Annotated in this window: 11 protein-coding genes and 1 tRNA gene; 5 read left to right on the top strand and 7 right to left on the bottom strand. The window is 70.1% G+C overall.

Features of this window, described 5'->3' with window-relative positions:
* The first annotated feature begins 25 nt into the window (after positions 1–25).
* Genes ABD770_RS09525 through ABD770_RS09515 form a run of 3 tightly spaced genes read left to right on the top strand, consistent with a single transcriptional unit; the run spans position 26 to position 4,395 of the window.
* Positions 26–1,021 (top strand): AAA family ATPase, encoded by a 996-nt coding sequence (locus ABD770_RS09525; RefSeq protein WP_344819318.1) that lies wholly within the window; start codon positions 26–28, stop codon positions 1,019–1,021.
* A 7-nt stretch (positions 1,022–1,028) separates the two neighbouring features.
* Positions 1,029–2,210, top strand: a complete 1,182-nt coding sequence (locus ABD770_RS09520) for a DUF58 domain-containing protein (protein WP_344819317.1) — start codon at positions 1,029–1,031, stop codon at positions 2,208–2,210.
* Positions 2,203–4,395 carry a transglutaminase TgpA family protein gene (locus ABD770_RS09515; RefSeq protein ID WP_344819316.1) on the top strand — a complete coding sequence of 731 codons (2,193 nt, stop codon included), beginning with the start codon at positions 2,203–2,205 and terminating at the stop codon, positions 4,393–4,395. Before ABD770_RS09520 ends, ABD770_RS09515 begins: the two co-directional genes overlap by 8 nt.
* A 32-nt stretch (positions 4,396–4,427) precedes the next feature.
* Here ABD770_RS09515 and trhO read toward each other — a convergent pair whose 3' ends face one another.
* Positions 4,428–5,327 (bottom strand): oxygen-dependent tRNA uridine(34) hydroxylase TrhO, encoded by a 900-nt coding sequence (gene trhO, locus ABD770_RS09510; protein ID WP_344819315.1) that lies wholly within the window; start codon positions 5,325–5,327, stop codon positions 4,428–4,430.
* Between the two features lie 119 nt (positions 5,328–5,446).
* Between trhO and ABD770_RS09505 the strand changes: the two genes are divergently transcribed.
* A tRNA-Ser gene (locus tag ABD770_RS09505) sits at positions 5,447–5,534 on the top strand.
* A gap of 72 nt (positions 5,535–5,606) precedes the next feature.
* Here ABD770_RS09505 and ABD770_RS09500 read toward each other — a convergent pair.
* Positions 5,607–6,860, bottom strand: coding sequence for a GNAT family N-acetyltransferase (locus ABD770_RS09500; RefSeq protein WP_344819314.1), 1,254 nt, complete (start codon positions 6,858–6,860; stop codon positions 5,607–5,609).
* 71 nt (positions 6,861–6,931) lie between these two features.
* Here ABD770_RS09500 and ABD770_RS09495 point away from each other — a divergent pair, with 71 nt between their 5' ends.
* Positions 6,932–7,267: a cupin domain-containing protein gene (locus tag ABD770_RS09495; protein WP_344819313.1), complete on the top strand. Its 336-nt coding sequence runs from the start codon at positions 6,932–6,934 to the stop codon at positions 7,265–7,267.
* A 51-nt stretch (positions 7,268–7,318) separates the two neighbouring features.
* On the opposite strand, the gene ABD770_RS09490 is transcribed toward ABD770_RS09495, so the two are convergent.
* The 5 genes from ABD770_RS09490 to ABD770_RS09470 form a co-directional block, all read right to left on the bottom strand.
* Positions 7,319–8,476 carry a cystathionine gamma-synthase gene (locus tag ABD770_RS09490; RefSeq protein WP_344819312.1) on the bottom strand — a complete coding sequence of 386 codons (1,158 nt, stop codon included), beginning with the start codon at positions 8,474–8,476 and terminating at the stop codon, positions 7,319–7,321.
* A 151-nt stretch (positions 8,477–8,627) separates the two neighbouring features.
* The gene (locus tag ABD770_RS09485) at positions 8,628–10,022 is read right to left on the bottom strand and encodes a cystathionine beta-synthase (protein ID WP_344819311.1); all 1,395 of its coding nucleotides are present in this window, start codon (positions 10,020–10,022) and stop codon (positions 8,628–8,630) included.
* 124 nt (positions 10,023–10,146) lie between these two features.
* Positions 10,147–11,115, bottom strand: coding sequence for a carbohydrate ABC transporter permease (locus ABD770_RS09480; protein WP_344819310.1), 969 nt, complete (start codon positions 11,113–11,115; stop codon positions 10,147–10,149).
* On the bottom strand, positions 11,115–12,455 hold the full coding sequence (locus ABD770_RS09475) for an ABC transporter permease subunit (RefSeq protein ID WP_344819309.1): 1,341 nt from the start codon (positions 12,453–12,455) through the stop codon (positions 11,115–11,117). Before ABD770_RS09475 ends, ABD770_RS09480 begins: the two co-directional genes overlap by 1 nt.
* Positions 12,456–12,603: 148 nt before the next feature.
* Complete coding sequence (locus ABD770_RS09470) at positions 12,604–13,935, bottom strand: ABC transporter substrate-binding protein (RefSeq protein ID WP_344819308.1); 1,332 nt, start codon at positions 13,933–13,935, stop codon at positions 12,604–12,606.
* Positions 13,936–13,977 lie beyond the last annotated feature (42 nt).

Genomic DNA, 13,977 nt, shown 5'->3' with positions numbered 1-13,977 from the left:
CACCGTCGCGCAGGGGAGGCACCGCATGCCAGAGCAGCTGACCGAGCCGAGCACTGAGCAGCTCACCGCCGCGCGGTTCGCCGAGCACACCTCTCGCATCATCGCCTCGGTGTCCGCCGTCATCGACGGCAAGCCCGAGGCCGTGCGCAGCGCGCTGATCTGCCTCCTCGCCGAAGGCCATCTGCTCATCGAGGACGTGCCGGGTGTGGGCAAGACCATGCTCGCCCGTGGACTCGCCGCCAGCATCGACGCCGACGTGCGCCGCATCCAGTTCACCCCCGATCTGCTCCCCGGCGACGTCACGGGCGTCGCCGTGTACGACCCCGTTCGGCGCGAGTTCGAGTTCAAGCGCGGAGCCGTGTTCGCGCACATCGTCATCGCCGACGAGATCAACCGCGCCTCGCCGAAGACGCAGTCCGCCCTGCTGGAGGCGATGGAGGAGCAGCAGGTGACCGTCGATGGCGCCACGCACCGACTCCCCGATCCGTTCCTCGTCGTCGCCACGCAGAATCCGCTGGAGATGGAGGGCACCTACCCTCTGCCGGAGGCGCAGCGGGATCGGTTCATGATGCGCATCTCGATGGGATATCCGGATGCCGCTGCAGAGACGCTCATGCTGCGCAGGCGCGAGTCGGTCGACCCGCTGTCGGCGGTCACCCCCGTGGTGGATGCGCGGACCGTGCGGATGCTCATCGCCTGGGCGCGGCGCGTGCATGTCGCGGAATCCCTCGAGGAGTACACGGTCACGCTCGCCCAGGCCACCAGACAGGACCCCGGGCTGCACCTCGGCGCCAGCCCCCGTGCGACGCTGCAGCTGCTGCGCGCGGCGAAGGTCAGTGCAGCGCTCGACGGGCGCGACTTCGTCATCCCCGACGACATCACCGGGCTCGTGATCCCCGTCTTCGCACACCGCCTGCTGGCCGCGCGCGGACTGCACCGCGCCGGCGCCCAGCCTGTCGAGGCCGCGCTCGCTCAGATCATCTCCCGTGTGCCGGTCCCCTTCGCCGGCGCCCGCCGCTGAGCCCCGCATGAAGACCCGCCCGCTGACCGCACGCGGCTGGGCGAGCCTGCTCTCCGGCCTCCTCCTGATCGTGGTCGCCAACCTCGTGTCGGCGCGACCGCTGGTGCACCTCGGCGTGCTGCTCATCGCCCTGCCGCTGCTGTCCCTCGTGACGGTGCGTCTGCCACGACGGCGCGGCACCGTCACCAGGCAGATCTCCACCGACCTGCTCACGGTGGGCGAGACGTCCCGCGTCACGGTGCGCTTCGACCTGTACGCGTTCGGCATCCCGACGGGGATCTGGAGCGACACCCTCCCGTCCGCCGTGCGCGGGAGCGCCACCGGCGACTACCCCGAGGATGCACTGCGCTACGACCTGGAGGGGGTGCACCGCGGCATCTCCACTCTCGGACCGCTGCTGCTGCACACCACCGACCCGTTCGGGCTCGCCCGGCGCCGGCAGGAGTTCGGCGGCACCCGCACGATCACCGTCATCCCGCAGACGGTCGCCCTCGCCCCGCTGCCGACGAGGATCGGGGCGGCCGGCGGTTCGGCGCAGACCCGCTCGACGCGCCTCGGCCAGGGTGCCGACGACCTCATCCCCCGACCGTACTCGTCCGGGGATTCCCGTCGACGCATCCACTGGCGCGCGACCGCGCATCGCGGCGACCTCATGGTGCGTCAGGAGGAGGCGGAGTCCAGCCCGGACGCGCTGGTCGTCCTCGACCGCGCGGCGGACCGCTGGGCGCGCCCCGGCGAAGAGCCCGACCCGGCGTTCGAGTGCGCCGTGACGCTGTGCGCGTCCGCCGCCCTGCGACTCGCGCAGGACGGATACAGCGTCGATGTGCTCGACAGCACCGGCGTGCTGCTGGGTGCGCTGCGCGGCTTCGAGGAGGACCGCGAGGACCTCATGATCGCGCTCGCGCAGGTCGCGCCGCGCGGCGGCGCGCGCGACCTGCGCACCGTCGTCGGCAGCTCCCCTCCCGGACCGCTCGTGCTGATCACCGGAGCACTCGAGGACACGGATGCCGAGAAGCTGGGCACCGCGGGAGCCGCGGTGCCGCTGCTGTTCGCCGCCGCGGCGAGCGAGGCCGCGCTGAGCCGGCTGCGGCTGCACGGCTGGCATCCGAGCGTGCAGCCCGGTTCCGCCGGGGAGCTGCCCGCGGCGTGGGCGTCCGCTCTCCCGCTGTCGGCGGTGACGCATGGCTGAGCCGTCCCCGTCCCCCGACCGCGTCAGGATCGGCGCGGTCGGCCCCGGCCTGCTCACGGCCTTCGCGGCCTTCGTCGCGCTCTGGCCGTACACCGGTGTCGTGCTGCCGGGTCCGTGGACGTTCAGCTGCAGCGCGATCATCATCGTCGTCGTGGTCGCGGGGATGCTCGCACGCGCGGCGCTCGCGAGCGTGCGCTCCGGCATCCGGCATCCGCTGGTGCTGCTCGTGCAGGCGACGGCGGCCGTCCTCGTCTGCACGGCCGTGCTCGTGGGCGACACCGCACGGTTCGGCATGGTGCCCACCGGCGCCTCCCTGCGGTTGATGGGGCTGCTGCTGGTGCAGAGCGTCGACGAGATCCTGACCGGCGTCGCGCCCGTCGCCGCGACTCTCGCGATGGCCGCGCTGCTGGGGCTGGTCTTCGCCGCCGCCACCATCCTCATCGACCAGCTGATCGTGCACCGGCTGGTGATCCTCGCCGTGCTGCTGACGTCGCTCCTGGGCGCGATGCCCATGCTCGTCTCGTTCGGCGCCGTCGACATCGCCTGGTTCCTCCTGCAGTCGGTGACGATCCTCCTGCTGCTGCGGTTCGGTGCCCGGCACGATCCGCGGGCACCGCGGAGCGCCTCCTTCCCGAGCGCGATCCTCGTCGGCGCTCTCGCTGTCGTCACGGCGCTCATGGTCGCGCCCGCCGCGCCGCTGGCATCCGCTCTGAGCGGCACGGGACCGATGCTCACCGTCAGCGCCGACCTGCGCCTGGGCGATGACCTGCGCCGCCCGGAGGGCATCGAAGCACTGACGCTGGTGACCTCGGCCTCCTCCGCGCCCTACCTGCGGATGGCGACGCTGTCGAGCTTCGACGGCGAGGTGTGGCGGCCCGACCGTGCCGATCGCGTGCCGCTGAGTGAGGGATTCGGCGAGCGGGACTGGTCCGAGGAGATCACGACCGTCGAGACCGAGGTGTCGATCCGCGTCACCGGCGTCTCCAGCGACCGCCTCCCGCTTCCCTATGCGCCCGAGAGGGTGATCGACGCCGACCCCGGCTGGTCGGCGATGCCGGCGAACCGGACGGCGACCAGCCTCACCGCGGATGCCGCCGGAGCCGACTACACGGTCGAAGCGGCCACCGCGAAGCCCACCCTCGAGCAGATCCGCGCATCATCGGCCTCGGGTGTCCGGGTCCCGGATCTTCCGGAGGGGCTGTCCCCGATCATCGGCGAGCTCGCGACGGAGGTGACGGCGGACGCGGATACCGACTACGACCGGCTCGTCGCACTGCAGGACTGGTTCCGCACCGAATTCGATTACTCGCTGGATGCTCCGGTGGAGGAAGGGTTCGACGGCACCGGCGCAGATGCGGTGGCGACGTTCCTCCAGGCGCGCACCGGCTACTGCATCCACTTCGCCGGGGCGTTCGCACTGATGGCCTCGACGCTGGACATGCCGGTGCGGATCGTCGTCGGCTACCTGCCCGGCACTCCGACCGATCAACTGCGCGACGACGGCAGGGTGTACTCGGTCTCCAGCGACCAGCTGCACTCCTGGCCCGAGGTGCACTTCGCCGGCATCGGCTGGGTGCCGTTCGAGCCGACGGCCACCCTCGGCGTTCCCACCGCGTTCGCCGCCGCCTCCGCGGACGCCGACGGAGGCGGCGGGGACGCACCGGAGGCGAGTGCGGACCCCTCCACCGGCCCCTCCACTGCGCCCACACGGTCGGACGGGCTCGAGGAAGAGCCGAGCGCCGGCGAGAGCACCCCGCTCCAGCGGCTGGACCCGACACCGGTGATGCTGACCGCGCTGGGTGTCCTCCTCGTGCTGGCGCTGCCCGCCCTGGTGCGCGAGCTGCGCCGGGCGGTGCGACGGGGCCGGGCGCACTCCGGCGATGCGATGGCCGCCTGGCGGGAGCTGACGGACACCCTGGTCGATCTGGGGCTGGCCGTGCCCGAGGCGCAGACCGCGCGTGTGCGGGCCGATGTCCTGGCGACGTCCCGCGGTGTGGATACCGCCGCGCTCGAGCGTCTGGTGCGGGCCGTGGAGCACCGCAGCTACGCGCGCACCGCTCCCGATGCCGGCGACCTCTCCGCCCCGTTGCAGATCGTGATCGCGCAGCTCGGCGCGAGCGTCGATGCACGTCAGCGCCTGCGGGCGCGGCTCCTCCCGGCGTCCCTGTTCAACCGCCGTCGCTGACGGACGCCCCCTGCTGCGGACCGTCCGCTCCGTCAGCCTCCGGCGGGGGCGTGCTGGTCGCAGGGCACCGCACCGCAGTCGGCGCACACGACGAACTGCCGGCGGCAGGAGGCGTCCGGGCAGTTCGCGGTCCGGCTGGTCGCCGCGCCGCACCCGGCGCACTGGCCGATCACGGCCGCGTGATCGGAGAAGTCGACCGATCCCCGTCCGTCGAACACGTACAGCGACCCCTCCCACAGCCCGTCGTCGCCGTAGGTCTCGCCGTAGCGCACGATGCCGCCGTCGAGCTGGTAGACCTCGCCGAAACCGCGCGAGACCATGAGGCTGGAGAGCACCTCGCAGCGGATGCCACCCGTGCAATAGGTGACGACGGGCCTGTCCTTCAGATCGTCGTAGCGACCCGAATCCAGCAGCCGTACGAAGTCCCGGGTGGTCTCCGCGTCCGGCACGATCGCGTTTCGGAAGCGCCCGATCTCCGCCTCCAGCGCGTTGCGCCCGTCGAAGAGGACCACCTCGTCACCGCGCTCGGCCATGAGCTCGTGCAGCTGCTCGGGAGTCAGTCGCTCTCCCCCGCCGACGACGCCGCGCTCATCGACCCTCAGCTCGTCCGGCGCACCGAAGGAGACGATCTCCTCCCGCACCTTGACGCTCAGCCGGGGGAAGTCCAGGCTGCGCCCGTGGGCGTCCACCCCCGTGCCCTCACTCCACTTCACGTCGGCATTCTTGAAGGCCGGATACTCGCGGAAGCTCCGCAGCCAGGTCTTCACCGCCGGGAGGTCACCGCCCAGGGTGCCGTTGATGCCGTCCTTCGAGATGAGGATGCGTCCGCGCAGCCTCAGCCCCTCGCAGAGGTCGCGCTGCCACAGCCGGATCGCCTCCGGATCCGCCAGTGGGGCGAACGCGTAGAACAGCACGATCTTCGGGGTGGGCACCCTGCGATTCTAGGCGCGCCGCGTCTCGCTCCGGCCGCACGCCGGAACCCGCGTCAGGAGCATCGCGCGCACGGCGTGAAGCGCTCCGAGGATCGGTTAGGATGGACAAGTTGTTCCTTGGTGATGTGTCCGAGCGGCCGAAGGAGCACGCTTGGAAAGCGTGTGTTGTGCAAGCAACCGAGGGTTCGAATCCCTCCATCACCGCCATCTGTCCGCAGTCGTGAAGCCCCGCTCAGAGGCACTGGCGGTCCCCACCTCGATCCGAGGTGTCGGTGAGCCTCAATCCAGCCGCAGCCCGTACATCGTGCTGTCGGGGCCGGATTCCAGTCTGCTCATCCCGAGTCTCTCGTAGAAGGCGCCCGCACCGGTGTTGTCGGGGTTCATGCCCAGGTGCACACCGGCGACGCCGCGGCGGCGCAGCTCGGTCAGCAGCGTCTGCATCAGCTCGCGCCCGAGGCCCTGTCCCTGAGTCTCCGGAAGCAGGTCGATGTGCAGGTGCGCGGGGTACCGTGCGGCGTGCGGTTCGCGCCCGGGGCCGCGCCTGCCCGCATAGCCGATCAGCTCGTCCTGCCTGGTCGGCCGGGTCGACCCCGACGTCGGGTACCGGGCTGCGACGCCGGGCCACCACTCGTCACGGAACCAGGTCTCGAAGGCCTCGGTGTCGTCCGTCGCCACGAGATAGCCGACAGCGCGTCCGTCTCCGGACTCGACGACCCAGGCCAGATCCGGATGCCGCTGCACGTACGGCACAGCGAAGACGTCGCCCCACAGCCTGTCGTCGGCGAGGATCCCCCGCGCATCGGCCCCGCCGTCCGCCGTGCGCACGCACACGTCGTACACGGCCTCCAGATCCGACGGACGGTACGGACGGATGCTCGGCACAGGGCCCTCCCCGGCCTCCGCCTGCTCGGATGCGGGGCCACGCGTCCACCCTATCGACGCCCATCCGCCGACAGCCGCCGCAACGAGCAGCGCCGCCGCCGCCCCCAGCAGCATCCCGCCGATGGTGTCGGTCAGCCAGTGGACACTGAGAATCGTGCGCGACAGCGCCATCATCGCCGTCCCGCAGACCCCCACCGCCACGACCCAGCGCCGGGGGAACAGCAGCGCCAGCACCACTGCCACCGTCGCCGCATTGGCAGTGTGCCCGGACGGGAAGGAGCCGAAGTCCGAGGACACCAGGAGGTCCTCCGGCCGTGCCCGCCCCAGGATCCCCTTGATCGACTGCACGAGCCCCGCGCTGATCGCCAGAGCCGCGGCCGCATACACCGCGGACCGGGCCCGACGCCGCATCAGCAGCACGCCGATGATGAGCACCGGCCCGAGGAGCGCGGCCGCCCAACCACCGCCGATGACGTCCAGCACGCGGGCGGCATCCACCATCCACGGCTGCCGGACGCGGACCATCAGACGGTTCCAGTCCGCATCCACGGCACCGGGCGCCCCATCGGGGACGGCCATCACCGCCACGGCCAGCACGAGGCCCGCTGCCAGCAGCGCGCCTCCGGCGGTCAGCATCCGAGATCGGGTCATCGTCTCATTCTGCCCGCAGGCCCGGGTGGCCGCCGCAGCCGGAGGTCCGCGGACGGGGCTACGCTCGGATCATGAGCTTCGTCACCTCTCACCAGCTGCTGGCCGCCTCCGCCGCCGACGTCGTCGCCGCCCACCCCGTCGAAGCGGGGCGCGTGCGCCCGCACCGCACCCTCGACGGCGACGGGTTCAAGATCCGCACGCTCGTGATGGATTCCGGGGCCGTGCTGCGCGAGCACCGTGCACCGGTGCCGATCCTCGTCAACGTCGTCTCCGGCCGCATCCTGTTCCGCGTCGCCGGCGTCGAATACGACCTCACCGCCGGAGGCGCCATCCAGGTCACGGCCTCCGAACCGCATGAGTTGGAGGCGCTGGAGCCCTCGCATGCGCTGCTCACCCTGATGGGCTGAGCAGCCGGCCGGATCAGTCGGACACGCACGCGCGCCGGCTGCGCACGCGGGTCAGACCGAGACCGCGCGGTCGAGGCCCTCCTCGAGGTCGGCGATGAGATCGGCGACCTCCTCGATGCCCACGGACAGGCGCACGAGGTTCTCCGGAACGGCGAGCTCGGTGCCGCGCACGGAGGCGTGAGTCATGTCCGGCGGGTACCCGATGAGCGACTCCACTCCGCCCAGCGACTCCGCCAGTTGGAACAGCGAGGTGGACTCCGCCAACCTGCGCGCGACCGCAGGGCCTGCCGCCAGGCCCAGAGACAGCATCCCGCCGAAGCCGCTCATCTGGTGCGCGGCGATGTCGTGCCCGGGGTGCGAGGGCAGTCCGGGGTAGTAGACCTCGGAGAACTCCGGACGGCTCGACGCCCATTCCGCGATGGCCTGCGCGTTCGCGCAGTGCTGGCGGACGCGCACCGGGAGCGTCTTGATGCCGCGGGTGGTGAGCCAGGCGTCCAGAGGCGCGGAGACCGCGCCGACGGCGAACTGCTGGAACCTCACCGCCTCGGTGAAGCGGTCATCGCGCAGCACCACGGCGCCGCCGAGCACGTCGGAATGGCCGCCCAGATACTTCGTGGTGGAGTGCACGACCACGTCGGCGCCCCGTGCCAGCGGCTGCTGGAGGGCGGGCGAGGCGAACGTGTTGTCGACGACCAGCACGGCCTCGGCCGCGTGGGCGATCTCGGCGAGCGCCGTGATGTCGACGATCTTCAGCAGCGGGTTGCTGGGCGTCTCCACCCACACCACCCTGGTCTGCGGGCGCAGTGCGGCACGGACGGCGTCGGCGTCCCGCAGGTCGGCCGTCGTGGTCTCGATCCCCCATGGCGCGAAGACCCTCGTCAGCAGACGGTACGTGCCGCCGTACACGTCGTTGCCCAGCAGCACGTGGTCGCCGGGGCGCAGGATGCCGCGCAGCAGGGCGTCCTCAGCGGCGAGTCCGGAGGAGAAGGACAGCGCCGCCGCGCCGCCCTCCAGCGCGGCCAGCTGGGTCTCCAGTGAAGACCTGGTCGGATTGCCCGCCCGGTTGTACTCGTATCCCTCCCGGAAGCCGCCGATGCCGTCCTGCACATGCGTGGACGCCTGGTAGATGGGCGGGATGATCGCACCGGTGAGCGGGTCGGGTGCCTGACCCGCATGGATGGCGCGGGTGGCGAAGGCGTGGTCGGTCATGACGCTCCTCAGAGGATCGATCGGTTCAGGGGGTCATCACACGGTACGCCGTGCGCGGCGACGAGAGGGCCTCCTGTTACGCCGGACGTCGGGCCGGGCCGCGTCCCGGCATCCGGATATCCGCGCACATCGGCGACGCGGCCGCACCGTGTCAGCGCGCGAGGTACCCCAGCAGATCCTGCCGGGTGAGCACGGTGTGCGGCCGGCCGTCCACGGTGACCAGCAGCGCGTCGGCGCCCGCCAGGGCCGCGCGCGCCTGCGCAACCGAGTCGTGGATGCCGATGAGCGGCAGCTGTTCACCGGTGTGCGCGCCCACGCGGTCGCCGGGCTTCGCCTCCCCGCGGAACAGCAGGTCCAGCAGCCCCTTCTCGTCGACGGCGCCCGTCACCTCCCCCATCATCACGGGGGGCTCGGCGCTGAGCACCGGCAGCTGCGAGACCCCGTACTCCGTCATGATGCCGATGGCCTCGAGCACCGTCTCATCCGGATGCGTGTGCACGAGCGCCGGAATGCTGCGACCGGTCTCCTGCTTCTGCCGGACGATGGTGTCGCGGGCCGTCAGCACATCGGCGACGGTCTCCTCCGCCTCCACGTCACTGAAGCCGTAGGAGCGCATCCAGGAATCGTTGAAGATCTTGCCGAGGTACCCGCGACCGCCATCGGGGAGAAGCACCACCATGACCGCCTCCGCGGGAAGCCCGCGCGCCACGCGCAGGGCGCCCACCACCGCCATGCCGCTGGAGCCGCCGACGAGGATCCCCTCCTCGCGGGCGAGCCTGCGCGTCATCGCGAAGGCCTCAGCATCCGTCACGGCGACGATCTCGTGCGGCACCTGCGGGTCGTACGCTCCCGGCCAGATGTCCTCGCCGACGCCCTCCACAAGGTAGGGCCGACCCGAGCCGCCGCTGTAGACGCTGCCCTCGGGGTCGACGCCGATGATGCGGACCCGTCCCTCGGACACCTCGCGCAGGTACCGTCCCGTGCCGGTGATCGTGCCACCCGTCCCGACGCCGGCGACGAAGTGCGTGACACCGCCGTCGGTGTCACGCCAGATCTCCGGACCGGTGGTCTCGTAGTGGCTGCGCGGACCGTTGAGGTTCTCGTACTGGTTGGGCTTGAAGGCCCCGGGGATCTCCCGCGCGAGCCGGTCGCTGACGCTGTAGTACGACTCCGGGCTGTCGGCGGGGACCGAGGTCGGGGTGACGACCACCTCCGCTCCGTAGGCGCGCAGCACGTCGATCTTGTCCTCGCCGACCTTGTCGGGCACGACGAAGACGCAGCGGTATCCGCGCTGCTGGGCGACCAGTGCCAGTCCGACGCCCGTGTTGCCGCTGGTGGGCTCGACGATCGTCCCGCCGGGGCGCAGGTCGCCTGCCGCCTCGGCCGCGTCGATGATGCGCGTCGCGATGCGGTCCTTCGCCGACCCGCCGGGGTTCAGGTACTCGAGCTTGACCAGCACGGTGCACGCGATGCCGTCAGTGACCCTGTTGAGCCTGACAAGGGGCGTGTCGCCGACGAGGTCGACGATGTTCTCGGCATAGCGCATGGTCTTCAGGCTAGACGGATGCCCGCCCACCGCTGAGAGTGTTACCCCGGCCCGTGCACAGGAACGACCGCCGCCCCGAATCGTGGATTCGGGGCGGCGGTCGTGTGCGGACCCGTCCTGCGGATCAGCCCTTCGTCGCGCCGGCCAGCAGACCGCGCACGAAGAAGCGCTGCAGGGCGAAGAACACGATGAGCGGGACGATGATCGAGATGAAGGTACCCGCCGACTGCAGGAACCAGCGGTTGCCCCATGTGCCCGACAGCGAGTTCAGCGCCTGGGTGATGGGCAGCGCGCCCGGCGAGGCGAAGATCGTCGCGACGAGCAGATCGTTCCATACCCACAGGAACTGGAAAATGCCGAACGAGGCGATGGCGGGCATCGCCAGCGGCAGGATGATGCGGAAGAACACCTGGCCGTGGCCCGCGCCGTCCACGCGTGCCGCCTCGATGACGTCGCCGGGGATCTCGGCGATGAAGTTGTGCAGCATGAACGTCGCCAGCGGCAGTGCGAAGATCGCGTGCGCGATCCACACCCGGGCGAAGCTGTACTCCATGTCGCCGAGCGTGAACCCGGGGAACACCGGCACGTCGCCGATCGTCAGACCGTTGGAGAACAGGCTCAGCAGCGGCACGAGCGACATCTGCAGCGGCACGATCTGCAGGGCGAACACGAACACGAACAGCAGGTTCCGGCCTTTGAAGTCGATCCACGCGAACGCGTACGCGGCGAGCGAGGCCAGCGCGATCGGGAGGAACGTCGCGGGGATGGTGATCGCCAGCGAGTTCACGAACGCGACGGACAGCGTCGTGGATGTGCCTCCGGCGGTGAGCGCCTCGAAGTAGTTGTCCAGGGTGAACTTCGGGTCGACGAAGACGGTCCACCACCCGGTGGACTGGGTGTCGGCCCCGGGACGGAACGAGGTCACGAACAGGCCGAAGGTGGGAATCGTCCAGAAGAACGCGATGATCACCGCGGCGATCGTCGCCCCCTTCGAGGTGAGCTTCTTGTGGGCGATGGCCTCTGTGCGGCGGGTGTCGCGGGCGACCTGGCGCTTGGTGCGGGTGTCCCTCACGACGGCTTCGGTGGTGGTCATCAGCGGATCTCCCTCTGCTTGCTCAGCGATCGGGCGTTGTAGATGATCAGGGGCAGCACGAAGAGGAACAGCACCACCGCCAGCGCGGAGGAGTGCCCGTAGCTCTGGAAACGCTGCTGCTGGTTGACCATCTCGAAGCCGAGGACGGTGGTGTCATCGCGGCCACCGGTCATGACGGCGACGATGTCGTACACCTTCAGCGACATGATCGCGATGGTGGTCAGCACGACGATCAGGGAGGAGCGGATGCCGGGGACCGTGACGTTCCAGAACCGCTGCCAGGCGTTGGTGCCGTCCAGCTCCGCGGCCTCCATCTGCTCGACGGGGACGGCCTTGATGGACGCGGACAGGATCACCATCGCGAAGCCGGTCTGGGTCCAGATGAACACGATCAGCAGCATGACGGTGTTCACCAGCGGCTTCACCGCCAGCCAGCTCACCGGGTCGCCGCCGAACAGCGTCACGATGGCGTTGAGCAGACCGAGCTGCTCGCCCTGCCGGTAGTCGTACATGAACTTCCAGATGATGCCCGCGCCGACGAACGAGATCGCGACGGGCATGAAGACGAGCACCTTCAGCACCTTCTCGCCGCGCGCCCGGTCGATGAACACGGCGTAGGCGAGGCCGAAGGCGACCGAGAGGGTGGGCGCCACCAGCGCCCAGATGAGGGTGTTGATCACGGACCAGGTGCCGACGGGGTTGGTGAACACCCAGATGTAGTTCTCCAGGCCCACAAAGTCGGTGCCGGTCTTGTCGAAGAAGGATTTGAAGAACGTCGCGATGGCCGGGTAGATCAATCCGATCAGGAGCATGATCGCGGCCGGGGCGAGGAAGAGGATGAGCTGGAACAGGTAGCCGGCGCCCTGCCTGGAGCGGTAGTCGGCGAAGAACAGCAGCGCACCGCTGAGCAGAGCGATGCCCACCACGTACAGCACGGCGTTCGAATACGGACGCAGCATCATGAAGGCCAGCACGGGGACGGCCAGGCACGCCACGAGCCGGAGGATGAAGTAGCCCCTGCCCGGACGCGGCGCGTACTCGATGAGCACCAGGATGGCGGCGACGACGGCGCCGAAGGCGATGAGGATGATCGGGATCTGGATCAGCGGATGCAGATCGCCGAGCCACATGAAGAAGGTGTTGAGCGAGACCGGCCCGAGCGCGATGCGGGCGGGATCCTCGGCGGGCGCCGAGAAGATCAGCAGGAAGAACAGCGCGGCGATCAGTGCGAAGCCGACCACGACGAGCGTGCGGGTGATCGCACGGCCCTTCGGGTCGGCGCCGTGCGTGGTCTGCGGCGGCTCGCTCGTCTCTGTCTCGTCGATGATCACTTGCGACATGGATTCCCCTTCTGGGTACTGCACCGTTTCGCTCCGGTGCCACGGGGTCGCGCCAGGCACGGCCCGGGAGATGATGCGGGTGCGGGGTCGGACGCCATGGCCCGACCCCGCACCTGTCAGCAGGTAGCGCTCAGACTAGCGCGCAGCGTCAGTTCTCGTAACCGGCCTGGATGTCGCTGAGGACCTCGTCGGTGGACTTGCCGTCCACCCAGTCGATCAGGCCCTTCCAGAACGAGCCGGAGCCCACGGTCGACGGCATCAGGTCGGATGCGTCGAAGCGGAACACCGTGCTGTCGTCCTGGAGCGTCTTCATGGCCTCCTGCAGGAACTCGCTCGAGGCCAGGCTCGGGTCGGCGTTCTTGTTGGCGGAGATCACGCCGCCCAGCTTGACGCGCGCGTCCGCGAACTCGGGGGACGCCATGAACTCGAGCACCTTCACGGTGGACGGGTCGTCGTTGAAGGCCGCCACGAACTCGCCGCCGCCCTCGACGTTCAGGTCGCCCTCGTTGATGCCGGGGAGGAGGAACGCGTAGACGTCGCCGTCGGGGGCGACCGTCGGGGTCTCACCGTCGGCGTTGGTCACGTCGAGGAAGTTGGCCGACAGGAACGACGCCTGGTGGGTCAGCGCGCAGCTGCCGTCGGCGACCTTGGCCGCCACGTCGCCGAACGCGGTGGAGTTGATGCTCTTGACGTCGCCGAATCCGGCGTTGACGTAGTCCGGGTTGAGCAGGATCTCCCCGACGGCGTCGAACGCCTCCTTGATCTCGGGATCGGTGAACTTCACGTCTCCGGCGACCCACTTGTCGTAGGTGTCCGCGCCGGACTGGCGGAGCACGAGGTCCTCGATCCAGTCGGTTCCCGGCCAGCCGGATGCCGCATCGGAGGCGAAGCCCGCGCACCACGGTGCGTTCCCGGTCTTCTCGCGGATGGTGTCGGTGAGCGTGATCAGCTCATCCCACGTCTTCGGGGCCTCGACGCCCCACTCCTCGAAGCTCGCCGGCGAGTACCAGACGTAGCCCTTGAGGTTGGCCAGCATCGGCGCGGCGTAGAAGGTGCCGTCGAAGGTGCCGTAGTTCTTCCAGTCGGCGGACCAGTTCTCATCGACGGCCTTCGAGACGCTCTCGGGCGCCTCCAGGACCTTGCCCGTGTCGACCAGGGTCTTCAGGAGACCCGGCTGCGGGACGATCGCGATGTCGGGGGCGTCGCCACCGGTCACCTTCGTGACGATGTTGCCCTCGAAGCTCTTGTCGCCGATGTACTCGACCTCGATGCCGGTGTCCTTCGTGAACTGCGCGAACGACTCGTTGAGAGCATCGGCCTCGCCGCCGGTGATGCCGCCCGCGATGCGGATCGTCGACTTGCCGTCGGAACCGCCGTCTCCGCCACCGGGTGCGGCCTCCGCGCATCCGGTCAGGGCGATCGCCGCCGCTCCGACCAGGGCGAGGGGAGCGAGCAGGCGGTATCGCTGTGACAGTGCCATGTGTTTTCTCCTCTTCGGATGGATCACGGACCCAGAGGCAGC

It is taken from the genome of Microbacterium soli, from assembly GCF_039539005.1.
GTDB classification, from domain to species: Bacteria; Actinomycetota; Actinomycetes; order Actinomycetales; family Microbacteriaceae; genus Microbacterium; species Microbacterium soli.
Note: the sequence above shows the minus strand (reverse complement) of the source record. Positions and strands in the feature narration are given on the sequence as shown.